Genomic DNA, 25344 nt, shown 5'->3' on the forward strand with positions numbered 1-25344 from the left:
TGCGCTTGTTTGCCCCTCGCTTCGCTTACTGCCCGTAACGCCCCTCGGCGACCCACTTGGCCGTCAGCGCCTTCGCCGCCTCGACATCCTGATGGAAGTCGACCTCCTGCCATTCCAGCCCCTCGATCGAGACGGTGCCGACGCGGTTGCCCTTGGCGATGATGTCGATGGCGCGCAGATACCAGCGTTCGACGCCTTCGGGCGTGCGCATCATCTGGTCGATCTGGTTGCGGAAGATCGCCGGGCCTTCGCCGGTGAAGGCCAGCATCCCGATCGATTCGGCATTCGTGTCGGGCGGCAGCAGCCGCTTGCCGATATGGTGCAGGCGGCCGCTGTCATCGCGGTTCACCTTCATATCGTCATCGTCATAATCGGGTTTCACATCGACCGTCACCGTGATCGCATCGCGGGTCCCGGCGATGAGTTTCGCGACGATCTCGTCCGACACGATGGTATCGCCATTCAGGATGATGAAGTCCCGGTCCATCTCCTCCCGCACGATCCAACAGGTGCCGAGGTTATCAGCGACCTGGAAGAAGGGATTGAACACGCAGCGGATACGCGCGCCGGTCTCGCGATAGAGTTGCAGCGCATGATCCTCGACCCGTTCGGTGCGGAAACCCGTCACCACCACGATATCGGTCACGCCATTGGCGACCAGCGCGGCGATCTGCCAGCTGATCAGGGTGCGGCCGTTAAAGTCGATCATGCATTTGGGTACGTCGCGGGTCAGCGGCAACAGGCGCGATCCTTGCCCGGCGGACAGGATGATGGCTTTGGTGATGGTCATGGCGCGGGTCTTTAGAGGGGAAATTGGCCGAAAAAAAGGCGGCGTTTGCACTCGATCCGGCCCGCGCTTAAAGCGCAGCGTGATAGACCAACATCCGTTCGGGCTGAGCTTGTCGAAGCCCTGCTCTTTCTTTTCACGCCCCCCAGAGAAAGTACGGCCCTTCGACAGGCTCAGGGCGAACGGAGGTTGGATATGCGATGCGTCGATGGAAAGGCCGTGACCCGGTGAAATACAAACGTCGATTGGGAGATAGGCAGGACGGCTTTTCCCGCATCTTGGCCAATACCGGCTGGTTGCTGGGGGGCAAAGGCGTGGGCGCGGTGCTCAGCCTGGCCTATCTCGCCATCGTTACCCGCACGCTGGGCGTCGCTGATTTCGGGCGGTTCGCGCTGGTGCTGAGCGCCGCGACGGTCATCAAGACCATCACCAGTTTCGACAGCTGGCAGATCGTCGTGCGCTATGGCCAGACCCATCTGGCGACCGGCAACGCCGACGCGCTGAACCGGGTATTGCGCTTCTGTATCCTGATCGATCTTGCCTCCGCCGTGGTGGGCGGGGCGATTGCCGCTTTCATCATCCTCGCCTTTGGCGGGCTGCTCGAACTGCCGCCGGGTATGGGGTGGCAGGCCTGGTTCTTCTGCATGGTGATGATGATCACCATCCGGTCCAGCCCCACCGGCATATTGCGCCTGTTCGACCGGTTCGATTCCGCCGCGCTCGCCGAAACCATGATTCCCGTGGGCCGGATGATCGGCGCGGTCGCGGCGCTATGGCTGATGCCGACGATCACCGGCTTCCTGATCGCCTGGGGCGCGGCCGAACTGCTCTGCGCCATCGCCTATTGGTGGCTGGCACTGCGCGAAGGGCGCGGGCGGATCGGCCAGTGGCGCGCGGGCCGGGCGATGGACGCACGGGCGGAAAATCCCGGCATCATCGGCTTCCTGACCGCCACCAACCTCCAGACCAGCCTGTCGTCCATGGGGCAACAGGTCGCGGTGCTGGTGGTCGGCCTGTTCGTGGGGCCAGTCGGTGCGGGCCTGTATCGCCTCGCCAACCAGCTTGCCAATTCGCTGACCAAGATTTCGGGGCTGCTCTCGCGCAGCATCTTCGTCGAACTCTCGCGCAGCGGCAGTCAGGGGGGCGAAGCCTTGGGCGCACTGTTCCGCCGCACCAACCGGCTGGCGCTGGTGGCGGGCGCGGTCATCATTGCGCTGATCCTGATCATCGGCCATCCGCTGCTGGGTCTGATCGCAGGGCGCGACTTTCTTCCCGCCTATCCGCTGCTGCTGCTGCTGGGCATCGCCGCCTGCATCGACCTGATCGGGGTCAGCTATCGCCCGCTGCTGATGGCGACCGACCGGGCGGGCCTGTCACTGCGCATCACCTTCATCTCGACCGCGCTGTTGCTGGGGATGCAGGCCGCGCTGCTGCCGCTCTACGGCACGATCGGTGCGGCCAGCGCCAACATCGTCGCGGCCATTGCCGGCTTCGTGATGATGGGCCTGGCCAGCCGCAACGCGGTGCGCGCGAAGGGTTAGAGGAGATGGCAAGATTTTAGGGTACACCACACCCGTTCGTCCCCCGCCTTCGCGGGGGCAGGCTCTGAGTAGCCATTGAGCGAAGTCGGAGTCGCAGACGACCGTAGGTCAAATGGCGTATCGAAGGATCAAGCGCTGTGCATGATGCTTCGATACGAGCCTTCGACAGGCTCAGTCTCTACTCAGCACGAACGGATATGGACACAGTCATCATGTTGCAAACTCAGCGCCCCCAACGAAAAAGGGGCCGGAAAACCGGCCCCTTCTCGATCGTCTGGCAGTAACCGAAACGCTTAGCGCTTCGAGAACTGGAAGCTCTTGCGGGCCTTCGCCTTGCCGTACTTCTTACGTTCGACAACGCGGCTGTCGCGGGTCAGGAAGCCTTCGGCCTTGACCGCGCTGCGCAGCGCCGGTTCGTACTTGGTCAGCGCCTGGGCGATGCCATGCTTGACCGCACCGGCCTGACCCGAAAGACCGCCGCCCTTGACGGTGCAGATCACATCATACTGGCCATTGCGATCGGTCACGCCGAACGGCTGGTTGATCACCAGGCGCAGGGTGGGACGGGCGAAGTAGATTTCCTGGTCGCGGCCATTGACCGTGATCTTGCCGGTGCCGGGCTTCACCCAGACGCGGGCAACGGCATCCTTGCGGCGGCCGGTCGCATAAGCGCGGCCAAGATTGTCGATTTCCTGCTGGCGCAGCGGCATGGTCGATACCGGCGGCGCGATCGGCGCATCGGCAACGACGTCGGCTTCAGCAGCAGGCGCTTGCGCAGCGGCAGGCGCGGCAACCGGAGCCGCAGCGGCTTCGGCAGCGATCTGTGCGAGATCGGACAGGGACTGGCGGTTATCGGACATTATGCACCCACCTTGTTCTTGCGGTTGCGCGACGCGAAGTCGAGCACTTCGGGGTTCTGGGCTTCATGCGGATGCTCGGCGCCGCCGAACACGCGCAGGTTGCGCATCTGCTGGCGACCCAGCGGGCCACGCGGGATCATGCGTTCGATCGCCTTTTCCAGCACGCGCTCAGGGAAACGGCCTTCCAAAATCTTGGCAGGAGTGGTTTCCTTGATGCCGCCAGCATAGCCGGTGTGCTTGTAATAGACTTTGTCGGTCAGCTTCTTGCCGGTGAACTTCACCTTGCCCGCGTTGATGATGATGACATTGTCACCACAATCGACATGGGGCGTGAAGCTGGTCTTGTGCTTGCCGCGCAGGATATTCGCCACGGTCGAAGCGAGACGGCCAACAACAAGGCCTTCCGCGTCGATCAGGACCCACTTTTTTTCGACCGTCGCCGGCGAGGCCGACTTGGTGGTCTTCATCAGCGCCTTCATGGTGCCAATTCTCCAGAATGAAAAAGGAAACCGGACGCCGTTGCCGACGCCCGGAAGTGGGGCGCTAATGACCGGTGGCAGGTCACAAGTCAAGAGATTCGGCGGCTTTGCTGACGGGTAAAATAATACCCGTCACTATTGGGCCGGGGTCAACTCGCGCTTTTCCGTCACCGCGCGCGTCCCCAGCATGAGATTGCGCTGCTGTTTCTCGATTAGGCCGGTCCGCCGCGAAAGGCGGTAGGTGATACCGACATTGATCCCGTTCCCCGCCAATTGCTCGTCCAGATCGAGCGCCTTGTCCGACTGCGCCGTCACCCGCAGCACGCCTTCGACCGGGACCGGACGGCCCAGCGGCGCGCCAGCCACTGTCCGCACACCCCGCCCAGCCCCATCCTCCACCTTGCCGCCTGCAAACAGAAAGATCGGTCGCAATTCCCCGGCCAGCAGCGCCAGCCGCCCGTCCGGCGACAGGCCCGAAAGTAAGGCTTGGACCGACAGGAGCGACCGGTGGCGCGGCGTGTCCGGCGCGAACGCTGCCAGCATCTTGGCGAGGCCAGCCTGCACCGCGCTCCAGACCGCATCCATATTGTCGAGCGCAACGATCTGCCCCGCGGCATCGACATGGAAATGATGCTCCACCCCGATCAGCGGTGTCAGCGCGGCGGCATAGGGTTCAGCGCCAGATGCGGGTGCATCGCTATCGATGGCGCGCAACGTGGCGTGAAGAATATAGCCGTCCCCCGCGTTCTCGAACCGCAGGTCGCGGGTGGCGCTGAACCGGCTGACCTTGCCTTCGACGGGGCGATGCTGCTCGATCTGATAGGTGAGACGCTGATCGACCGGCGGCGCAAAGGGGATGGCGATGGCTTCGGCCTGCGCGATCCCCGGCACCAGCAGCGCCAGCCATAATGCTGCCGCGCGAATCCCCCTCACAGGCGACGCGCGCCGATGGCATGGGCGCCCCAGGCCGCCGACGCCACCACCAGCGCACCGACCGCCTGATGCAACACGGCAAGCGGCAGGGCGATGCCGCTCAACACGGTGGCGATACCCAGCACGATCTGCGTCCCCACCGTCGCATTGATCGCGATCGAAGGGGCGCTTTGCCCGGCCTGCTTCGCCTGCCGCGCCAGCAGGATCAGCGCCAGCGCAGCGCCCCATGCCCACCAGCGATGCAGGAAATGGACGAGATAGGGGTCGCTCGACACGGTGGCCCAGAGCGAACCCATCCAGCTAATCCCGTCAGGCACCAAATGATCGTTCATTAGCGGCCAGGTGTTGGACACATAGCCCGCGTCCAGCCCGGCGGTGAAGGCTCCCAGCATCAACTGCACGAACAACGCCAGCAGAGCGATCAGCGCCAGCGGCCGCAATCGGGCGGGACGGGCGCGGCTGTTGCGCGACAGCGCCAGCAGATCGAGCGCGGTCCAGACCAGCCCGCCGATGATGAAGAGCGCCGTCAGCAGATGCACCGCCAGCCGGTAATGGCTGACGTCGGTGCGCAGCGAAAGGCCGGACTTGACCATCCACCAGCCGATCGCCCCCTGCAATCCGCCGAGTGCCAGCAGCGCGACCAGCCGGGGGCCGTAACCCGCCGGGATCGCGCGCTTCCACGCGAACCACAGCAAAGGCAACGCGAAAGCGACCCCGATCAGCCGCCCCAATAGCCGGTGCAGCCATTCCCAGAAAAAGATGAACTGGAAATCATTGAGGCTCATGCCCCGGTTGATCTGCTGATATTCGGGGATTTGCTGGTACAGGCGAAACGCCTCCATCCACTGGTCGTGGGTCAGCGGGGGAATGGCGCCGGTGATCGGCTTCCACTGGGTGATCGACAGGCCCGATTCGGTCAGGCGTGTAATGCCGCCAACCACGACCATGACGAACACCAAAGCGGCGACGAACAGCAACCAGCGGGCGATCGCCACCGGGCGGGGAAAGGGATTGGCCATGACCGGTCCATGCCCCCAAGCCTGCATCGTTTCAAGCAGGACGATCGGGACAAATCGTCCAAGCTGTCAGCGCGTCGCTTTCCAGGCCGCGACCAGTTCGCGCCCGCGTGTCCCCACCAGCGCCGCGTCGTCACCGGGGCGATAGAGCGCGCCGCCCACGCCAATGCCTTCGCATCCGCCCGCCAGCCATTCACCGATCGTGTCCGCGCCGGTGCCGCCGACGGCCCAGACGCCGACATGCCTGGGCAGCACATCCTTGACCGCCTTCACATAGGCCGGGCCAAGCCGGGCGGCGGGGAAGAGTTTGATCCGGCGCGCGCCGGCGGCGATGGCGGCAAAGGCTTCACTGGGGGTCATGAAACCGGGCAGCAGCTCAAGACCCAGTTCCGCGCCGCGCGCGATGACGGCGGGGTTGGTGTTGGGCGTCACCATGATCCGTCCGCCCACGCCATGCAGTTGCTCGACCGCCTCGACGCTCAGCACCGTGCCGCCGCCGATGATCGCGCGGTCGCCAAAGGCCTGTTGCATCGCGCCAATGCTGGCCAGCGGGTCGGGCGAGTTGAACGGGACTTCAAGGATGCGGATGCCCGCCTCGACCAGCGCGGCGGCGACGTCCAGCGCCTCGTCCGGGCGGATGCCGCGCAGGATGGCGGCGATCGGCGGCGCGCCATCGGCCAGCAGTTCGTCCATCGTCATAGTGTCATCTCTCCACCATAGCCCAGCCCGGCCAGCGCGCAGGCGTCGCCGTCCAGACGCTGCGACTCAACGCCCTGCGCCGCCAGTGCGCGGGCATAGCGATCCGCCAGCCGCGCGTCGCCGATCAGCGTCACGCCATCCTCCGCCTGCAACAGTGCGCGGGCCTCGGCAATCTCGCCACCGATCAGCAGCCCGGACAGATAGCCCAGCGCCCAGTCGGCCGATCGCCCGGCGCGCAGCCGCATCGCCCGTGCAGCGAACAACCGGGCCAGCACAGCGCCCTCGCCTGCGCACGCCAGCCCTTCGGCAAAGCCGGCCGCTTCCTGCGCGGCATCGCCCACCGCATCCTTTGGCCCCAGCGTCGATCGATCCCGCAGCAGGGCGAACAACTCACCGGTCGGCACGGTGCGGAACGCCAGAACCCGGCCATCCTGAACCAGCGCCCATTTGCTGTGGGTGCCGGGCAGCACGATCAGGCGGCGGCCCTGCGCCAGTGCCGGATTGCGCACGCAGGCGCCGAAAATCTGCGTTTCCTCGCCACGCATCACGTCGGGAATGCCGTCCGCGCCGGTGCAGGCCAGCCCCGCCATGATCGCGATCGGCGCGCCGCGCCAGTCGAAGCCTATGGCGGCTGCGCGCCAGCTTTCGGCGTCCGCCGGGCAATCGGCATAGGGTGCCTCGACCCAGCCGTCGCGCGCGCCGACCATGCCGCACAGGGTGATGGACAACGGTGTCCCGTCGACCAGCCAGGGCGCTACCGTATCGGCAAAAGCGGCTTCGGCCGCCCGTCCGACAGCGCCGATGCCCGGCCCGTCGCGGCGTGCGACGATCTGCCCGTCCTCGACCCGGAACAGGCGCAAATTGCTGGTCCCCCAGTCGCCGATGACCGTGTAGCCGCTCATCGCCGATCGGCTTTCGCAAAAATCTCGATACGCTTCACAAGTCCTCGATACGGCTTCTTGAATTTCTATTTGTATGAGTATATCAGCAGGCCAAGCGCGTCAACGTGCCACGGATTTTCAAGCGTCAGGATGCCCCAATGAGCGATTCGTCCAAGCCCGCCCCCAAGCTGCGCAGCCGCGCCTGGTTCGACAACCCAGACAATATCGATATGACCGCGCTCTATCTGGAACGCTATCTGAATTTCGGCCTCAGCCTGGACGAACTGCGCAGCGGCAAGCCGATCATCGGCATCGCCCAAACCGGCAGCGACCTTTCGCCCTGCAACCGCCATCATATGGTGCTGGCGGAGCGGATGCGTGATGGCATCCGCGAAATGGGCGGCATCGCGCTGGAATTTCCGGTCCACCCGATTCAGGAAACCGGCAAACGCCCCACTGCGGGGCTTGACCGGAACCTGGCCTATCTGGGGCTGGTCGAGGCGATCTATGGCTATCCGCTCGACGGCGTGATCCTGACCACCGGTTGCGACAAGACCACGCCTGCTCTGCTGATGGCGGCGGCGACCGTCAACATCCCCGCCATCGCTTTGTCGGTCGGCCCGATGCTCAATGGCTGGCACAAGGGCGAGCGGACCGGGTCCGGCACCATCGTGTGGAAGGCGCGCCAGTTGCTGGCCGCGGGCAAGATTGACGATGAAGGCTTCATCAAGCTGGTGGCGTCGTCGGCTCCCTCCACCGGTTATTGCAACACGATGGGTACGGCATCGACCATGAACAGCCTGGCCGAAGCGCTGGGCATGATGCTGCCCGGATCGGCGGCGATCCCCGCCCCCTATCGCGATCGGCAGGAGGTCGCCTATCTGACTGGCAAGCGCATCGTCGAGATGGTGCATGAGGATCTCAAGCCCTCCGACATTCTGACGAAGGATGCTTTCCACAATGCGATCATGGTCAATTCGGCGATTGGCGGATCGACCAATGCGCCCATCCATCTGGCCGCGATCGCCCGCCATATCGGTGTCGACCTGCCGCTCAAGGATTGGGAGACGGTGGGTCACAAGATCCCGCTGCTCGTCAACCTCCAGCCCGCGGGCGAATATCTGGGCGAGGATTATTATCGCGCCGGTGGCGTCCCTGCCGTGGTGGCGCAACTGATCGCGCAGGGGTTGATCCATGAAGGCGCGATGACCGTCAATGGCAGGACCATGGGCGACAATTGCCGGGGCGTGGAGATTGAGGATGAGAAAGTCATCCGTCCGTTCGACCAGCCGCTGGTCGAGGATGCGGGCTTCTTGGTGCTGTCGGGCAATCTGTTCGACGCCGCCGTCATGAAAACCAGCGTCATCAGCGCCGAATTCCGCGACCGCTATTTGTCCAACCCCGACGATCCCAACGCCTTTGAAGGCCCGGCGGTCGTGTTCGACGGGCCGGAGGATTATCACCACCGCATCGATGATCCATCGGTCGGCATCACCGACCAGACCCTGCTGTTCATGCGCGGCGCGGGGCCGATCGGCTATCCCGGTGCCGCAGAAGTCGTCAACATGCGCCCGCCTGCTTATCTGATTACCGAAGGCGTGTCCGCCCTGCCCTGCATTGGCGATGGGCGCCAGTCCGGCACATCGGGCAGCCCATCGATCCTGAACGCCTCGCCCGAAGCGGCGGCGATGGGTGGCCTCGCGCTGCTGGAAACCGGGGACCGGGTGCGGATGGACCTCAATACCGGCACCGTGAACGTGCTGATTTCCGAGGAGGAGCTGGAAGCACGGCGTGCCGCGCTGGTGGCGGCGGGCGGGTATCAATATCCGGCCTCGCAAACTCCCTGGCAGGAAATCCAGCGCTCGGTCGTGGGTCAGATGGACACGGGCGCGATCCTGGAAGGGGCGGAGAAATATCAGCGTATTGCCCAGACCATGGGCCTGCCGCGCGACAATCATTAACGACGCGCATTGAACGACGGGGGACAGCGAACCATCTTCGCGGCTCCCCGTCATTGCCGATTTTGCATCACTTGTGCCGGAAAACGATCAGCGCGTCCGCGCCCGATCGGCTAGCCAGCAGTCCGGTCATTTTCAGGAGACGTCCATGTCCAGCGAAGCCATATTCAACGGAGCCATTCTCATCGGCGCAAGCGAGCGCCAAGGCGGCGATCCTTTTTACGCCATCCACCCGGCGACCGGCGAAAAGGGCAACGTCGCCTTTTCCAGCGCCATGCCCGCCGAGGTCGCGGAGGCCGCAGCGCTGGCCGACGCAGCGTTTGACAGTTTTTCGACGCTGACGCCCGACGCCCGCGCTACTTTCCTGGAAACCGTTGCCGACAATATCATCGCCATCGGCGACCTGCTGATCGAAACCGCCATGGCCGAATCCGGCCTGCCGCGTGCGCGGCTGGAGGGCGAGCGTGGCCGCACCGTCGGTCAGCTGCGCCTGTTCGCCAGCTATGTCCGGCTCGGTGACTGGCTTGATGCCACGATCGACCCTGCCCTGCCCGACCGTGCGCCGCTGCCCCGCGCGGACCTGCGCCGCGTCAACCATTCGGTCGGCCCGGTTGCCGTGTTCGGCGCGTCCAACTTCCCGCTCGCCTTCTCAGTCGCGGGTGGTGACACCGCGTCGGCCTTCGCTGCCGGTTCGCCCGTCATCGTCAAGGGCCATAGCGCCCATCCCGGCACCGGCGAGCTGGTCGCCCGCGCCATCCAGGCAGCGGTCAAGGCGTGCGGCCTGCATGAAGGCGTGTTTTCCTACCTGCCCGGTGCCAACCGCGCACTGGGCGGCGCGCTGGTCGCCGATCCGCGCGTCAAGGCGGTGGGCTTTACCGGATCGCGCGGCGGTGGCGTCGCGTTGATGAAGATCGCCGCCGACCGGGCCGAACCTATCCCCGTCTATGCTGAAATGTCATCGATCAACCCGGTCGTCCTGCTGCCCGGCGCGCTGGCCGACCGCGCCGCTGCCATGGGCGCAGCGTTTGTCGGGTCGCTGACCATGGGGTCGGGGCAGTTCTGCACCAACCCCGGTCTGGTCATCGCGCTCGACGGGCCAGACCTCGACACGTTCGTGGCGGCAGCGGCGGAAGCCCTGTCCGGCGCAGCGCCGCAGGTCATGCTGACGCCCGGCATCCACGAAGCCTATGAAAAGGGCGTCGCGGCTCTGGAGGGCGCAGACGGCGTCACCACTATCGCGCGCGGTACGGAGGCAGAGGGCTGCAATCGCGGCAAGGCCGCTTTCTTCGCAACCGATTCGGCGACCTTCGGTGCCAATCCGCTGCTGGCGGAAGAAGTGTTCGGATCATCGTCCGTCCTGATCCGGTGCAGCAGCATCGAGGAAGTGATCGCCACCATCGCGGGCCTGGAAGGCCAGCTGACCGCGACGCTGCAACTGACCGACGCGGACAGCGCAGACGCTGCCAGGCTGCTGCCCGTGCTGTCTCGCAAGGTTGGGCGTATCCTGACCAATGGCTGGCCCACCGGCGTCGAAGTGACCCATGCCATGGTGCATGGCGGTCCCTTCCCCTCGACCGCCGATGGCCGTTCGACATCAGTCGGCACGCTGGCGATGATGCGCTTCCTGCGGCCCGTCTGCTATCAGGACGTGCCGGACGCGCTGCTGCCCGCCGCGTTGCAGGCGTCCAATCCGCTCGGCCTCAATCGCCGGATCGACGGCAAGCTGGTGGTCGCGGCATGAGCATCAGGGCAGGTCTGGTAGGGCTGGGTAAAATCGCGCGCGACCAGCATCTGCCCGCGATGGCCAGGACGGACGGCATCGATCTGGTCGCTATCGCCAGCCGCAACGCGCAGGGGGACGGGGTGAATAATTACCCCGACCTCGGCGCGATGCTGACGGGTGAGCCGGACCTAGACGCCGTCATCCTGTGCCAGCCGCCCCAGGCCCGCTATCATGCGGCGCGACAGGCGTTGCTGGCGGGCAAGCATGTGTTTCTGGAAAAGCCGCCGGGCGCCACCGTGTCCGAAGTGGAGGCGCTGATCGCGCTGGCCAAGGCGCAGAATGTCACCCTCTACGCCAGCTGGCACAGCCGCTATGCCGCCGCCGTGGCGCAGGCAAAGGGGTGGATCGCGCAGCGCAGGATAGAGCGTATCTCTATCCAGTGGCGCGAGGATGTCCGCCACTGGCATCCCGGCCAGCCGTGGATATGGGAAGCGGGCGGCTTCGGCGTGTTCGATCCGGGTATCAATGCGCTCTCGATCCTGACCGAAATCGTGCCGGAACCCGTCACCCTGCTATCGGCCAATCTGGAAGTGCCGTCCAACAAGGACGCCCCGATCGGCGCGACCCTGGCGATGGCGACGGCGTCGGGCGCACCGATCGATACCGTGTTCGACTGGCGGCAGACCGGGCCGCAGACATGGGACATTGCGGTCGATACCGACAATGGCGCGCTGCTCCTGTCCGAAGGCGGCAACACTTTGCGGCTGGACGGCGAAGTGCAACTGAAAGCACCGGACGAGGAATATCCGGCCATGTATCGCCGTTTCGTCGATCTGGTCGCGGCCCGCGCGATCGACGCCGACACTGCGCCGCTCCGGCTGGTAGCAGATGCCTTCCTTTGCGGGCGGCATTGCCCTACGGCTATATTCGAGGACTGAAACGGGAGCGGGAATAGTGGCTAGCGAGCGCAAGGTCGGATCGGAAGAGAGCGGGCTGCGCATCCACCAGACGATCGCGCGCGATCTGGGCACCGCTATCCTGACCGGCCGTCACCAGCCCGGCGAATTGTTCGAGGGCGAGATTGAGGCATCCGACCGCCTGGGCGTATCGCGTACTGCCTATCGCGAGGCGGTGCGTATCCTGATCGCCAAGGGGATGCTGGAAAGTCGCCCCAAGGCCGGCACCCGCGTCCTGCCGCGCAATCGCTGGAACGTGCTGGACCCCGAAATGCTCGCCTGGATGTTTGCGGGGGAGCCGGACGCCAATTTCATCCGCGACCTGTTCGAGCTGCGCGGCGTGATCGAACCGGCCGCAGCGGAATTTGCCGCGCGCCGCCGTACCGACGAGCAACTGGCGGTAATGGAGGCAGCGCTCGCCGAAATGGGGCGCTATGGGCTTTCCACCCCCGAAGGCCGCGCCGCCGACCAGCGTTTTCACAATATGATCCTGGCCGCGACCCGCAACGACGCGCTGGAAGCGCTGGCCAGTTCGGTCGGCGCGGCGGTCAGCTGGACGACCACCTTCAAGCATCGCAAGAAGCTGTTGCCACGCGATCCCCTGCCCGATCATCGCGCCGTATTTCAGGCAATTGCCGCGCGTGACACGGCAGCGGCGCGCGCGACCATGGCGGAGCTGCTGCGGCTGGCATTGGCGGACATGGACATCGCGCTGGCGGAGCCGAACAGCGACGACTGACCGGTCCTTTGCCGACCTATACATTTTGATACAAATTTCTTCCTGCGACTCGTTTGCAATTGCGAATCGTTCGCGGTATGCGATCGACACCCATTCTCGCAGGACCAGTCCCCCTTCCGATGCACGGAACCGCCCGCATTCAGCAGCAGAAGAAAAAGAGCGCCAAATCCTTCTGGCTCAAACAGCTGCATAGCTGGCACTGGATCAGCTCGGCCGTCAGCCTGATCGGCCTGCTGCTGTTCGCCTTCACCGGCATTACGCTCAACCATGCCGCCGATGTCGAAGGATCGCCCCGGACGATCGAGAAGAGCGCGATCCTGCCCGCCGACCTGCGCAGGCTGGTCGCCCCAGACGATGCGCCCGACGCCAAAAAGCCGCTGCCTGCGCCCGTCGCGGCCTGGGTTGAAAAGGCGGTCGGCCAGCGGGGGACGGGAGAGGCGGAATGGACTGCTGACGAAATCTATCTGGCCCTGCCCCGTCCCGGCGGCGATGGCTGGGTCTCGATCGACCGGAATGACGGCGCGGTGACCAGCGAGGCGACCAGCCGGGGCTGGGTCAGCTACCTCAACGATCTGCACAAGGGCCGCAATACCGGCACGGTGTGGAAGTGGTTTATCGACATTTTCTCGGTCGCCTGTTTCCTGTTCGCGCTGACCGGGCTGCTGCTGCTCCAGTTGCACGCCAAGAAGCGCCCCAGCACCTGGCCACTGGTCGTCATCGGCCTGGCCCTGCCAGCGGTGCTGGCCATCATCTTCATCCATTAAGGGGAATTTTCCATGCAGATCAGCTATCGCCTGCTGCTGACCGGCACCGCCGCGCTGGGGACGATGGCGGCACCCGCCGCCGCGCAGACGCTCAACCTGACGGTCGGCATCCCGCGCCTGTCGGTCGCCGAATATCACCGCCCCTATGTGGCGATCTGGGTCGAGAAGGAGGGGGCGACCCCGCGCACCCTTTCGGTCTGGTATGATTATGACATGAAGAAGGGCGAAGGCACCAAATGGCTGCGCGACGTGCGGCAATGGTGGCGCGCATCGGGCCGGACGATGAGCTTTCCGGCCGATGGCGTGACTGGCGCGACCCGCGCACCGGGTGACAACAAGATTGCCTTCGTGGCTGGCAAAGGGCCGCTCGGCGCGCTCAGCCCCGGCAATTACACGCTGATCGTGGAGGCTGCGCGCGAAGTCGGTGGCCGTGAGGTCGTCCGTCTGCCCTTCGCCTGGCCGCCCAAGCCCGGCGCGAGCGTCAAGGCGCAGGGCAGTGCAGAATTGGGCGCCGTCGCCCTGAATTTCAGCAAATAAGGGGATAGGATGATGAAAGCCAGACTGATGATCGCGGGCGCCTTGGCCGCCCTGATGCTGCCCGCCACCGCGCAGGCGCACCGCCAGTGGATGATGCCATCCTCCACCACCCTGTCCGGCACCGAAAGCTGGATCACGGTCGATGCGGCCGTGTCCAACGACCTTTTCTATTTCGAGCATGTGCCGATGCGGACGGACGGCATCGTCGTGACCCAGCCGGACGGCAGCACAGGCAAGATCGAAAATGCCGCGACCGGCAAATATCGCTCCACCTTCGACGTGCATCTGACCCAGCCCGGCACCTACCGTATCGGCAGCGCCACGACCAATGTGATGGGGAGCTATATGCTGAACGGCAAGCAGGAAAGGCTGCCGCGCGGCACGACCAAGGACAAGCTGGCCAGCGTGATCCCGGCAGGCGCGACCGATGTGCAGGTGGCTGAAGCGTCCAACCGCAACGAGATTTTCGTGACGCTGGGCGCGCCCAGCACCGGCATATTCAAGCCGACCGGATCGGGCATCGAGCTGGTGCCGGTGACCCACCCCAATGATCTGGTATCGGGCGAAGCGGCGACCTTCCAGTTCCTGCTGGACGGCAAGCCTGCGTCGGGCCTGAAGGTCACCGTCATTCCCGGTGGCATCCGTTATCGCGATGCGCTGGGCCAGATGGACCTGGTCGCCGATCAGGATGGCAAGGTCGCCATCACTTGGCCGCAGCCGGGCATGTACTGGCTGAACGCCAGTGTCGGCGGCGGTCGTGAGGGCGGCGAAGGCGGCGGCCCCGGTGGCCCCGGTGGTCCGGGTGCAGGCGCACCGGGTGCAGCCCCCGCGCCGCGCCCTGCCCGCCTGGCTGGCCCGCCGCAGCGGCGCGCGGCCTATGTCAGCACATTGGAAGTGCTGGCACCCTGACTGCCGCCATCCGCATCGCGATCCCGCCCGACCTGTCGCCCGACCAGTTTGTCGGACGGGCGCGGGCGGGTCGGGTCGTGACGCTGGGCGGGCCGACCATGGGGACCAATTGGTCCGCGCATCTGGTCGATCCGCCCGCGCATTGCCTCGCCGTGATCGAGGATGTGCTGGCCCGCATCATCGACCAGATGAGCAATTGGGAGGCACAGTCCGCCATCAGCCGCTTCAACCGCGCGCCCATAGGGGAATGGATGACCCTGCCGCCGGATATGCTGAGCGTGCTGCGCGCGGGGCTGGAGATAGCGCAGCTGTCGAACGGGGCGTTCGATCCGGCGATTGGCCATCTGGTCGATCAATGGGGCTTTGGTCCTGCCAGTCTGCCCTGCCCTGCGCCGCGGCTTGACCGTTCGCCATGGCAGGCGATTGCGCTGGAGGGTGACAAGGCCTGCCGTCTCGCTAATGTTGCGCTCGATTTTTCGGGCATTGCCAAGGGGTTTGCGGTCGATGCCGTTGCAGCGGCGCTGCGCGGGCTGGGTGTCGCCAACTTCCTGATCGAAATCGGCGGCGAATTACGTGGCGATGGGGTGAAGCCCGACATGCAGCCATGGTGGGTCGATGTCGAGCCGCCCCCCGGCCTTGCCATTCCCGTGCTGCGGATCGCATTATGTGGCCTGTCGGTCGCGACATCGGGCGACTATCGCCGCTTCCGTATAGATGGCGAAGCAAGGCTATCGCATAGCATAGATCCGGCGCGCGGCACGCCGATCGCGGCGGGGGTCGCGTCTGTGACGGTGCTGCATGAGCGCGCCATGCTGGCCGATGCCTGGGCGACCGCGATCACCGTGATGGGGGCGGACCAAGGCATGGCGCTGGCCACTCGCCACGCCCTGCCCGCCCGGCTGGTGCTGCGCATGGGGGATGGCGCGCTGGAATATATGACACCCGCACTGGCCGCGATGCTGGAATGAAGGGGTGGTGTGCGGGCGCAAGGCTGCTATGCGAGCCTCATGCAAAATCTGGCCGGGACCGTCTCCGTCGATGGGGACATATATGAATGGGAACTCCGGCGCGAGCCGCAATGGAGTGATGCCGAAGGCTGGAAGGGCATGACTGTCGCCCTGTCGCAGCAGGATTGCCAGCGCGGCGCGGTGCTGGAATTTCCGCCGCCCAAGCGTCTGCTCAAAGGTTTGCAGCGGGGCCGGCTCCAGATCAACGATGCGATCATCGCCAGGGGTATTCGCGCCGCCTTGCTGGCGGGATGGGAACCGGCATCGCGCGGCAAGCCGATGGTGTTCACGGTTGATGCCGACGGCAATTAGGACCTGATGACTGCACCCTGACCCGTTCGTCCTGAGTAGCCATTGAGCTTGTCGAAATGGCGTATCGAAGGACAGCGTATGGGACGCGATGCTTCGATACGGGCCTTCGGCTTCGCTCAGTCCCTACTCAGCACGAACGGACGTGATGCAAGCAAAAGTCGTTATACTCCATACGTCAGCCTTCGGCCCAGCGGCGCAGCAGATTGTGGTAGATGCCGGTCAGGCGGATGACTTCGCCATGATCCTGCCCCAGCGTACCGCCCAGTTCCTGCACGCTGCGATCCAGGTCGAACAGGATCTGCCGGGCGGCATCGTCGCGGATCATCGACTGGAGCCAGAAGAAGCTCGCCACCCGCCGCCCGCGCGTCACCGGTTCGACCCGGTGGAGGGAGGATGACGGGTAGAGGACCGCATGGCCCGCGGGCAGCTTGACGCTTTGCACCCCAAAATTGGTTTCGATCGTCAGTTCGCCGCCATCATAAGCGTCCGGTTCCTCCAGAAAGACGGTGATCGACAGGTCGGACCGGACGCGGAAGCCCGTCTCCGCCTGAATCCGCACCGCATTATCGACATGGACGCCAAAGGCCTGCCCGCCCGCATAGCTGTTGAACAAAGGCGGGAATATCTTGAGCGGCAATGCGGCGGCGATGAAGAGGGGCGATCGGCCCAGCGCGTCCAGCACCATCTGCCCGGCCTGTTTGGCGGCTTGTGCCTCCTCCGGCAATTGCAGGTTGCGTTTGGCGAGCGCGGATTGCGGGCCGGATGTAACATTGCCGTCCACCCATTCCGCGCCGTCGATCAGGGCGCGGATCGCGGCGACACCGGCAGCGTCGATCAGGTCGGGAATGGCAATGAGCATGATTGGCGCCGCGTTTCAGGCCGCGTCGCTGCGCAGGACGAAGGGGATTTCGACCACGCCCTTGACCCGCATCGGCTGACCATTGCGGACGACCGGCGACCAGCGCCATTTGCGCACCGCGTCGCGCGCCGCCTCGTCCAGCCGGGCAAAGCCGCTGCTCTGCGACACGGTGATGCTATCGACCGCGCCATCGATGCCGAGCGTCAGCGTCAGCACGACCGTCCCCTGTTCCCGCTTGCGACGGCTTTCGATGGGGTAGCGCGGCGGTTTGCCCGCGATCATCTGCGCGCTGAGGTCTCCGCCCTGGATCAGGCTGGGCGGGGCTGGCGACACAGCGGCGGGCGTCGGAGTGGGCGTCGCCACGACAGCGCGTTGCGGGGTCGGCACCGGCACCGGATCGGGCGTCGTCTGCACGGTCTGGACCGGCGGCACCGGCGTCTGGACGATCGGCGGCGGGGCGACGATTTCGGGGGTCGAGGGCGGCGGTGGCGGGGTTTGCGCGGATGGCGGTGGTGGGGGTGGCGAGAGGTTGACCACCGTCAGCTTTGCCTCCTGCACGCGCTGCACATGGCTGCGGATCTGGATCAGCGCGCCGATCAGCAGGATATGCAGGATCAGTATGGCTGCGATGACGGGGATGTTCGGGCGTGAGCGCGCGGCGTAGCGGCCGGGTGCGGGCTGTTCCGGCTGCGATCTGGCAATGTCGATGACGGAGGGACGAACATGGTCATGCGTCAGGTCGGGCAGGAAATCGTCGGCTGGCCGACTTGCAGCATGGAGCATGGCAGCGCCTTCCTTCCCTAAATCCGATCACCGCCTCGATAACGCGAACCATAATGCGAATCAATTGCGTTATTTACTTACGGGTGGGACGGGCGGCGACCCGAGGAGGATGGAGTGTATCGCCGCCCGTCCGCTACCCCCGGCAAGGGACAAATGCCGGGGGAAAGGGATTTGCAGGTTACAGCTTGTAGCCAAGGGTCAGCACCCAGGAGCGGCCTTCGCCGGGATTGGCCCAGCCATTGTTGCGGACGCTGGTATAATATTTTTCGTTGGTGAAATTCTGGACGTTCAGCTGAGCGCTGAACTTTTCCGTGATCGGGTAGGACAGCATGGCGCGGTGCGTGACAAAAGAGCTTGAGCGATAGGTCGGAGCGATCGCTGTGCTGCCCGGAATCAGTGGCGTCACGAGTGCGCGGTTGTTCAGCAGGAAGCTGCCTTGATAAGTCAGGCCATATCCTAGTTGCAGCCCAAATGGCAGCGTGTAGGTCGTCCATAGGCTACCCGAATGCTTCGGCGTGTTGGTCAGTTCCTGCCCAGCTTGGGGATCGAGTACGGCGGCATTGTTACCGCATGGATTGGTGATGGTGGTTACTGGCGGCGTGCCGCTGGTTACGCTGCGCGGTCCCGGATTAGCAATGCACGCATCGGAAATGCTCTGGATCACCTTGCCGTCGAGATAGGTGTAGTTGGCGAATATCGACCAAGCGTCCGTCACATTGCCCGACGCACCCAGCGTGATACCATCAACCCGGTTCCTGCCGTCATTGACGGGCAGCGTGCCGATGAACGGGTCGTTGCTGGTAACGCGATAATTGGTCCGTTCATTGCGGAAGAGAGCAGCGGTCAGTTGCAGCTTCGCGTCGAACAGGTCGATCTTGCCGCCGATCTCATAATTGACCGCTTGTTCGGGCTTGGCCTCGCAAGGATCGGCATTGAAGTTGGCCGCTGCTGCCAATCCACAGCCTGACCGGACGCTGGTCGCCGTGGGGTTCTTGCTGTTGCCGTAGGCCACATAGAGGCTGGCATTCTCCGCAGGCTTGTAGACCAGGCCGATGCGGTAGGAGAAAAGATTGTCGGTCGCGTTCTGCGATACGCCGGTGGTGTAGGCGCCGCCGGTTGCCGGGGTTGCGATCGTGTCGGAACGGAAGCGGGCGCGGTTATGTTCGTAGCGGACACCGCCGTTGAGTTCGAGCTGATCGACGATCTTGACCGCGGCGAAGGCATAGGCCGCGATGTTGAACAGGTCGCCATCCTGATGGCCGGAGCGGATCGCGTTGACCGGGCCGGTGTAGATGGCGTTGGGGTTGCTGATGCTGATCGGGTCCAGCACCGGGTTGGGCAGCGCGCCGCCCGCATTGCGCAGGACGTTGCCGTTATCCAGCGCATAATCTTCCTGCAACATCGACGTGCCAAGGACCAGCGAGTGGCCGCCGGGAATCGTGAAGGTCAGGTCAAGCTGGTTATACAGCGTGTCATTGACCGAGTCGCGATAGCCGCCGCGCGGGCCGCTGGGATAATAGGTGCCGGGGACCTGCCCGGCCGCGCAGGCGACGCCCGTGGGGGTCTGGCCATTGGCAAGGCAGAAGGCACCCTGCGGCGGATTGACGATCAATTTCTGTTCGACCCGCTGCCAGCGCGACAGGTTGCGGACGGCCAGCAGGTCGCTGAAGCGATGATCGAAGATGGCGGTGGCCTGGTCGATCGTCTGATCCTGACGATCCAGATTTTTATAGCCATAATAACCGCTGTAGATCGCGCCCGGCAGCGGGCCATCGTAGAGCGCGTTCTTGTAATATGGGACGCCATAGAGTGGCGTATTCTTGTCCTCCTGATGCGTATAAAGCAGCGTCAGCGAGGTCGGGCCGTCCACGCCGAACTTGACCGACGGCGCGACGCCCCAACGCTCATAGCGATCGACGTCGCGGGCTGGTACGTCATTTTCATGATACATGGCGTTGAGGCGAACGGCGATGAAGTCGGAGACGCGGACATTGCTGTCGATGGTCGCGCGATAATAGTCGGACGTGCCGACGCCTGCCTGGACCAATGTTTCGTCATAGCCCTTGGGCCGCTTGGTCACGATGTTGATATTGCCGCCGATCGAACCGGAGCCGCCGAACACGGAGTTGGAGCCGTTGGTGACTTCGATCTGTTCGATGTTGAAGGGGTCGGTGCGGCTATATTGCGCGCTGTCGCGGACGCCGTCGATGCTGATGTCGGTATTGGCGCTCTGACCGCGCAGGTTGATGCTGTCGCCATAGCCACCGCCGCCTTCGCCCGCGCCGAAGGTGATGCCCGGAATGGTGGACAGCACATCGCGCAGGGTGAGCAGGTTCTGCTTGCTGATCGTCTGGTTGCCGATCACCGTGATCGTCTGCGGCGTGTCGAGCAGCGGGCGGACATATTTGGGCGATTCCGCCTTCTCGACCTTGACGGTCGGCTCATCAATCGCGGTGTCGGTGACGGTCATGCCGCCCAGCTTGGGCGCAGGGGCTTCCTGCTGGGCATGGGCGCCGGTCGCAAAGGCCATGGCGCCGACGCAGCCGAGGGCAAGGAAAGACGAACGCGACAGTGAGTTAGACATATGCAGCAAATCCCCTTTGATGTTGGAGAAGCTGCTATTGCGAACCCTTCTCAGAGTCAACGCTATTGCGAATAATTATTATCTTTGTCGCAACCTGCCCGCGTGAAGAGCCAGCAGCGGATGGCGCTGGCCAGATTGGGCGGATCGGGGGCGCCCATGCGGGCAAGGTCGATGCGGGCGATGAGGGCGTTGATCGGCAGTCCGTCACGCTGGGCGTGATCGCGCAGCGCGTCCCAGAAAATGGGTTCCAGGCTGATCGCGGTCTGATGGCCCGCAATGGTCACGCTGCGCTTGACCGGCGGGGCGAAGGGCGACGCCAAGGGGCCATCCGGCCCGTCCATGGCGTCGCCCGTCGACATCAATACATGTGCTGGCCGCCGTTGATCGACAGCGTGCTGCCGGTCACGAAGCCGCCATCTTCGCTACAGAAAAAAGCGACGCCGCGCGCGATTTCATGCGCCTGGCCAAGACGCCCGACGGGTATCTTGGCGACGATCTTTTCCAGCACCGGCGCGGGGACGGCGGCCACCATGTCGGTGTCGATATAGCCCGGCGCGATGGCGTTGACGGTCACGCCGACCTTCGCGCCTTCCTGCGCCAGCGCCTTGGTAAAGCCATGGATGCCCGATTTGGCGGCGGCATAATTGACCTGGCCATATTGCCCCGCCTGGCCGTTGATCGACCCGATATTGACGATCCGGCCCCAGCCACGTTCGCGCATCCCGCCAAAGGTCGCCTTGGCCATGTTGAAGCAACCGCCCAGGTTGATGCGCATGACTTCGTTCCAGTCGTCAAAGCTCATCTTGGCCAGCACGCCGTCGCGGGTAATGCCCGCATTGTTGACGACGATATCGACCGGACCAAGTGCGTCAGCGACCGCCGCGCAGCCATCAAGGCAGGCCTGATGATCGCCCACATCCCATTTGAAGGCTGCGATGCCGGTGGCTTCGGTAAAGGCCTGCGCCTTGGCATCATTGCCGCCATAATTGGCCGCCACGGTATAGCCCATGTCGCGCAATGCCAGGCTGATCGCCTCGCCGATGCCGCGTGTCCCGCCCGTCACGATCGCTACTCTCGACATATGCGCATCCTTCCCTGACTAACCGGGCTGGTTGATCCAGCCCGAAAGCTCGCGGCCCAACAGCCTCTGGTACAGAGTGATAGCCGCCGCAGAGGCGTTTAGACAGGGCAAATAGGCAAAATTTTCACCCCCTTCGGACAAAAAAACCTCTTTCGCACGCAGGGCGATTTCCTCTAGTGTCTCAAGGCAATCGGCCGAGAATCCGGGTGTTGCTACGGCAATGTTTCGGACGCCTTGTTGTACCAGTTTGGCGAGGGTGGCTTCGGTTTCCGGCTCCAGCCATTTGGCCCGGCCGAACCGTGACTGGAAGCTCATATGCACAGGTAGCGGGAGGGCTTCGCGCAACAGCCGCGCCGTCTTGACCGACTGGCAATGATAGGGGTCGCCCAGATGCAATGTGCGTTCGGGCATACCGTGGAAACTGGCGAGCAAGGCGTCGGGGGTGAAGTCCAGCGCGGCGATGCTGCCCTCGATCGAGACTTTGAGCGCCGCGATATAGGCCGGATCGTCATGATAGGGCGGCAGGGTGCGGATGGCCGGTTGCCAGCGCATCGCCTTGAGCGCGGCGAAGGCCGCGTCATTGGCGGTGGCGGTCGTGGCCCCGCTATATTGCGGATAGAGCGGCGCGAGCAGGATGCGGTCGCAGCCCGATGCTTTCATCGCGGCGAGGCGCGAGGCGATCGAGGGATTGCCGTAGCGCATCGCCCAGGCGACGGTAACGCCATCGCCCATCGCCGCCTGCATCGCATGGGCGGTATCGCGGGTGTGGAAGGCAAGCGGCGATCCCTGATCGGTCCAGACCTGGCTGTAGGCATGGGCGGATTTTTTGGGCCGGGTGGTCAGGATGACGCTGCGCAGGATCGGCTGCCACAGCAAGGGCGGGATTTCCACCACGCGGCGGTCGGACAGAAATTCGGCGAGATAGCGGCGTACCGATTTGGCGTCGGGCGCGTCGGGCGTGCCGAGGTTGATGAGGAGGACGCCGACTTTGGGCGCGGGGATGGCGGGATGGTCTGGTGGCAGGGTCATGAGCTTCCCAGTAGCGGCAGGCTGCGCAAACGCTGACCTGTCCATGTGTGCAGGGCGTTGGCGATGGCAGGGGCGACCAGCGGCGCGGCAAGATCGGTCACGCCAGCGGGCGGCGCAGTGCTGCGGATCAGTTCCACCGTGACTTCGCCGATGTCGGCGAGGCGGGGTAGGTTCATGCGGCCCAGTATCGCACGGGTCGGCAGGCCGCGCTCATAGGGGACGGACGCGCCCATGGCATAGGCAAGGCCATAGATCAGGCCGCCTTCAATCTGCTGCCGGGCGATGTCGGGATTGACCTGATCGCCGACATCGACGGCAGCGATGATGCGGCCAACGCTCAGCCGGTTGCCGCGCATGGCCGCTTCGACCATGACGGCGGCATAGGCGCCGTTCATCATATGGGTGGCGATCCCCTGCCCGCTGCCCGCTATGCCGCCCTGCCAACCGCCCATGGCGGCGGCGGTGGAGAGGCAATGGGCGAGGCGCGGATTGCCGCCGAGCATCTGGATGCGGAAGGACATGGCCTCGATCCCCGCCAGATGGGCGAGTTCGTCGACGAAGCTTTCGGTGAAGAAGGCGCCGTGGAGATGGGCGTTGCCGCGAGTGAAGCCAAGCGGGAGGCCGACGTCGCAAGGATAATGATCCACCGCCCAGTGGGGAATCGCATAGGGCGGCACCATACCCGCCACGGCGAGCCGGGTCGCCTTGTCTGCCGAGGCGGTCGCCGCTTCATGGGGGAACGCGCCGTCGGCGATGCGCGCCCAGGTCTGGGTCATGGCGCAGGGGGCGGCGACCTTGGCCAGCCAGCCTTCGATCGCGCCGTTGCGTCCGAGCTTTGCCGCCATGCGGGCATGGGCGGGCGCGGACGGGCGGTCCTGAATGACGTCTTCCAGCCGCGACCAGAGCAGTTGCACCGGGCGGCCCATGTCGCGGGCGATCAAAGCGGCCTGCACGCCAACGTCCCAATCCATCTTGCGCCCGAAACTGCCACCGGCGTGAAGGGGATAGAGGGTGACGGCGCTTTCCGGCAGGCCCAGCGCATCGGCGATGGCGGCGCGGGCGAGACCGGGTGCCTGCGTCGCCAGCCAGACTTCCGCGCCCGCATCGGTCACACGGGCGGTGGCGCAGAGGGGTTCGAGGGCGAGGTGCAGCCCGGCATCGACCTGATATTCGCTGGCGAGGATCGTCGCGCCCTCGAACACCGGGAGCAGATCGCCCTGGGCATAGAGGCGGCGACCGGATGAACTGGAGAAGGCCGCCTCCAGCGTATCGTCTATGGTCGCGCTGCTAACCGGGGTGCCGCGCAGGGTGAATATCGGGTCGGCGAGGTCGAGCGCCTTGTTCGCCGCCCACCAGTTGGTCGCGACGGCGGCGAGCCAGCGGTCCTGCCGGATCAGCTTGAGGAAGCCGGTGACGCCGCTGGCGGACCGCTGGTCCAGCCCGGCGAGGGTCGCGTCGCCGATCGGTCCCTGCCGGATCGAGGCATAGACCATGTCGGGCAGGCGGATGTCGGCGGCGAAATTATGGCTGCCGTCAATCTTGGACGGGGTGTCGAGCCGGGGGAGATCCTGCCCTGACAATCGCCCGTCTTGCCCCTGCCGCAACGGCAAGATGGCGGGCAGGTCGAAAGTGACGGCCTGCTCCACCACATCGCCGATCTTCATCCGCCGGTCGCCACCATCGGTGATGAGGCCATTCTGGATGTCGCAGCTTTCCCAGGAGATGTCCCAGTTCGCCGCCGCTGCCTTGCACAGCAGCACGCGAGCAGCGGCCCCGGCGTCGCGGCAGGCGTTATGGAACATCGGGACCGATGTGCCGCCGCCGGTCAGCATCAGAGCGTTGCGGGTGGCATATTGGCCGAGCGCCCAGTCCCCCGCATCACCCAGCAGCCGGGTCCAGTCGCTCGCCAGCCAGTCGCGGGCCAGCAAGGTGTTGGCGTAAAGCGGGCTGATCGGCGCGCTCTGCACCGCGACGGTGCGCCAGTCGGCGCCCAGTTCGTCCGCGACGATCTGGGGCAGGATGGTGGCGACCCCCTGCCCGGTTTCGGTCTGCGGCACGATGACGATGATCTGGCCGGACCGGTCGATCTTGAGGAAGGCGTTGACGATCGTTTCGCCGGGTGCTGCGTTGAGGTTGGGCGCGTAGCGGCGCGGCCATGCGCCCCAGGCGATGAGCAGCCCGGCGACAGCGCCACCGCCGACCAGCAGCGTGCGCCGGTCGATGCCCTTGATCCGGTCTGTTTTCTTTCGCGGGAAGCGGGCCATAGCCGCCTGATAGAGAGGCAGGCGCGGGCTGGAAAGCGTTATTCCGCCGCGATCGGCGCGATGCCCAGGCGCGGGATTTCGATCGCGGGGCAATGGTCCATCACGACCTTCAGCCCAGCGGCTTCCGCGCGGGCGGCGGCGGCTTCATTGATGACGCCCAACTGCATCCAGACCGCTTTCGCCCCGGCGGCGATGGCGTCATCCACGACTTCACCAGCAGCCGCGCTGTTGCGGAAGATGTCGACCATGTCGATGGGGACACCGATGTCGGACAGGCGGCCCCAGACAAATTCGCCATGGACATGCTCGCCCGCTATCTGCGGATTGACCGGCAGGACGCGATAGCCATGGTCCTGAAGCACTTGCATGACATGGTTGCTGGCGCGATCGGGCCGGTCGGAGATGCCGACCAGGGCGATGGTGCGGGTTTCGTTGAGCAGGGTAGCGATGTCCTGCGGGGCGGTCAGCGGCATGGGTTCTCTCCTTTGCGGCTAGGACGAAGCAGGCGGCAGCGGCGTTCCCGGCGATAGGGGAATTATCGCTTAACTTCGCATATTTCCCCGCAAATGCGACATAATGTTGCGCGGCGCTGATCCTATCGCAATGTCGGCACCATTATAGAGGCTTGCTCCGCTGTAGGACA

25 protein-coding genes are annotated in these 25344 nt (G+C 64.9%); 10 read left to right on the forward strand and 15 right to left on the reverse strand.

Annotation, left to right across the window (positions count from 1 at the left end):
• Positions 1-25: 25 nt before the first annotated feature.
• Entirely contained in the window at positions 26-790 is a 765-nt protein-coding gene (locus ACODR8_RS05645) for a phosphocholine cytidylyltransferase family protein (protein WP_489006335.1), read from the reverse strand.
• Positions 791-987: 197 nt separating this feature from the next.
• On the opposite strand from ACODR8_RS05645, the gene ACODR8_RS05650 reads away from it, so the two are divergent.
• Positions 988-2328: a lipopolysaccharide biosynthesis protein gene (locus tag ACODR8_RS05650; RefSeq protein ID WP_489006336.1), complete on the forward strand. Its 1341-nt coding sequence runs from the start codon at positions 988-990 to the stop codon at positions 2326-2328.
• Positions 2329-2621: 293 nt separating this feature from the next.
• Here the strand turns inward: ACODR8_RS05650 and rpsI are convergent, their stop codons facing one another.
• The 6 genes from rpsI to ACODR8_RS05680 all read right to left on the reverse strand — a co-directional run bounded on the left by rpsI (position 2622) and on the right by ACODR8_RS05680 (position 7217).
• Positions 2622-3188 (reverse strand): 30S ribosomal protein S9, encoded by a 567-nt coding sequence (gene rpsI, locus ACODR8_RS05655; RefSeq protein WP_006950536.1) that lies wholly within the window; start codon positions 3186-3188, stop codon positions 2622-2624.
• Positions 3188-3667: a 50S ribosomal protein L13 gene (gene rplM / locus ACODR8_RS05660; protein WP_217671740.1), complete on the reverse strand. Its 480-nt coding sequence runs from the start codon at positions 3665-3667 to the stop codon at positions 3188-3190. Before rplM ends, rpsI begins: the two co-directional genes overlap by 1 nt.
• 135 nt (positions 3668-3802) lie before the next feature.
• On the reverse strand, positions 3803-4591 hold the full coding sequence (locus tag ACODR8_RS05665; RefSeq protein ID WP_489006488.1) for a hypothetical protein: 789 nt from the start codon (positions 4589-4591) through the stop codon (positions 3803-3805).
• Between the two features lie 5 nt (positions 4592-4596).
• Complete coding sequence (locus tag ACODR8_RS05670) at positions 4597-5619, reverse strand: COX15/CtaA family protein (protein ID WP_489006337.1); 1023 nt, start codon at positions 5617-5619, stop codon at positions 4597-4599.
• Between the two features lie 66 nt (positions 5620-5685).
• Positions 5686-6315, reverse strand: coding sequence for a 2-dehydro-3-deoxy-6-phosphogalactonate aldolase (locus ACODR8_RS05675; protein ID WP_489006338.1), 630 nt, complete (start codon positions 6313-6315; stop codon positions 5686-5688).
• Positions 6312-7217 (reverse strand): 2-dehydro-3-deoxygalactonokinase, encoded by a 906-nt coding sequence (locus ACODR8_RS05680; RefSeq protein WP_489006339.1) that lies wholly within the window; start codon positions 7215-7217, stop codon positions 6312-6314. The genes ACODR8_RS05675 and ACODR8_RS05680 overlap by 4 nt, the downstream gene beginning before the upstream one ends.
• Positions 7218-7354: 137 nt before the next feature.
• Here ACODR8_RS05680 and ACODR8_RS05685 point away from each other — a divergent pair, with 137 nt between their 5' ends.
• The 9 genes from ACODR8_RS05685 (at position 7355) to ACODR8_RS05725 (ending at position 16101) form a co-directional block, all read left to right on the forward strand.
• On the forward strand, positions 7355-9157 hold the full coding sequence (locus ACODR8_RS05685) for an IlvD/Edd family dehydratase (RefSeq protein ID WP_489006340.1): 1803 nt from the start codon (positions 7355-7357) through the stop codon (positions 9155-9157).
• A gap of 160 nt (positions 9158-9317) precedes the next feature.
• Positions 9318-10895: an aldehyde dehydrogenase (NADP(+)) gene (locus ACODR8_RS05690; RefSeq protein WP_489006489.1), complete on the forward strand. Its 1578-nt coding sequence runs from the start codon at positions 9318-9320 to the stop codon at positions 10893-10895.
• Complete coding sequence (locus tag ACODR8_RS05695) at positions 10892-11815, forward strand: Gfo/Idh/MocA family protein (RefSeq protein WP_489006341.1); 924 nt, start codon at positions 10892-10894, stop codon at positions 11813-11815. Before ACODR8_RS05690 ends, ACODR8_RS05695 begins: the two co-directional genes overlap by 4 nt.
• Before the next feature lie 16 nt (positions 11816-11831).
• The gene (locus ACODR8_RS05700; protein ID WP_489006342.1) at positions 11832-12572 is read left to right on the forward strand and encodes a FadR/GntR family transcriptional regulator; all 741 of its coding nucleotides are present in this window, start codon (positions 11832-11834) and stop codon (positions 12570-12572) included.
• A gap of 119 nt (positions 12573-12691) precedes the next feature.
• Positions 12692-13336, forward strand: coding sequence for a PepSY-associated TM helix domain-containing protein (locus ACODR8_RS05705; RefSeq protein ID WP_489006343.1), 645 nt, complete (start codon positions 12692-12694; stop codon positions 13334-13336).
• Positions 13337-13348: 12 nt separating this feature from the next.
• On the forward strand, positions 13349-13873 hold the full coding sequence (locus ACODR8_RS05710; protein ID WP_489006344.1) for a DUF2271 domain-containing protein: 525 nt from the start codon (positions 13349-13351) through the stop codon (positions 13871-13873).
• 12 nt (positions 13874-13885) lie between these two features.
• Positions 13886-14782, forward strand: a complete 897-nt coding sequence (locus ACODR8_RS05715; RefSeq protein ID WP_489006490.1) for a DUF4198 domain-containing protein — start codon at positions 13886-13888, stop codon at positions 14780-14782.
• A 98-nt stretch (positions 14783-14880) separates the two neighbouring features.
• A complete protein-coding gene (locus tag ACODR8_RS05720) occupies positions 14881-15750 on the forward strand; it encodes an FAD:protein FMN transferase (RefSeq protein WP_489006345.1) in 870 nt (289 codons plus the stop codon).
• Between the two features lie 39 nt (positions 15751-15789).
• Positions 15790-16101, forward strand: coding sequence for a hypothetical protein (locus tag ACODR8_RS05725; protein WP_119745735.1), 312 nt, complete (start codon positions 15790-15792; stop codon positions 16099-16101).
• Between the two features lie 175 nt (positions 16102-16276).
• Here ACODR8_RS05725 and ACODR8_RS05730 read toward each other — a convergent pair whose 3' ends face one another.
• From ACODR8_RS05730 to ACODR8_RS05765, 8 genes are all read right to left on the reverse strand, one after another.
• A complete protein-coding gene (locus tag ACODR8_RS05730; RefSeq protein WP_489006346.1) occupies positions 16277-16960 on the reverse strand; it encodes a Fe2+-dependent dioxygenase in 684 nt (227 codons plus the stop codon).
• Between the two features lie 15 nt (positions 16961-16975).
• A complete protein-coding gene (locus ACODR8_RS05735; protein ID WP_489006347.1) occupies positions 16976-17743 on the reverse strand; it encodes an energy transducer TonB in 768 nt (255 codons plus the stop codon).
• A gap of 178 nt (positions 17744-17921) precedes the next feature.
• Positions 17922-20327 carry a TonB-dependent receptor gene (locus ACODR8_RS05740; protein WP_489006348.1) on the reverse strand — a complete coding sequence of 802 codons (2406 nt, stop codon included), beginning with the start codon at positions 20325-20327 and terminating at the stop codon, positions 17922-17924.
• Positions 20328-20389: 62 nt separating this feature from the next.
• Positions 20390-20686: a ribbon-helix-helix domain-containing protein gene (locus tag ACODR8_RS05745; RefSeq protein ID WP_294132650.1), complete on the reverse strand. Its 297-nt coding sequence runs from the start codon at positions 20684-20686 to the stop codon at positions 20390-20392.
• The gene (phbB, locus tag ACODR8_RS05750) at positions 20686-21408 is read right to left on the reverse strand and encodes an acetoacetyl-CoA reductase (RefSeq protein ID WP_489006349.1); all 723 of its coding nucleotides are present in this window, start codon (positions 21406-21408) and stop codon (positions 20686-20688) included. The genes ACODR8_RS05745 and phbB overlap by 1 nt, the downstream gene beginning before the upstream one ends.
• 18 nt (positions 21409-21426) lie before the next feature.
• A complete protein-coding gene (gene hemH / locus ACODR8_RS05755) occupies positions 21427-22437 on the reverse strand; it encodes a ferrochelatase (RefSeq protein WP_489006350.1) in 1011 nt (336 codons plus the stop codon).
• Positions 22434-24701 (reverse strand): xanthine dehydrogenase family protein molybdopterin-binding subunit, encoded by a 2268-nt coding sequence (locus ACODR8_RS05760; protein ID WP_489006351.1) that lies wholly within the window; start codon positions 24699-24701, stop codon positions 22434-22436. The genes hemH and ACODR8_RS05760 overlap by 4 nt, the downstream gene beginning before the upstream one ends.
• A 38-nt stretch (positions 24702-24739) precedes the next feature.
• Positions 24740-25174: a CoA-binding protein gene (locus tag ACODR8_RS05765; protein ID WP_489006352.1), complete on the reverse strand. Its 435-nt coding sequence runs from the start codon at positions 25172-25174 to the stop codon at positions 24740-24742.
• Positions 25175-25344: the final 170 nt, after the last annotated feature.

The organism is Sphingobium sp. FG58, assembly GCF_057809055.1.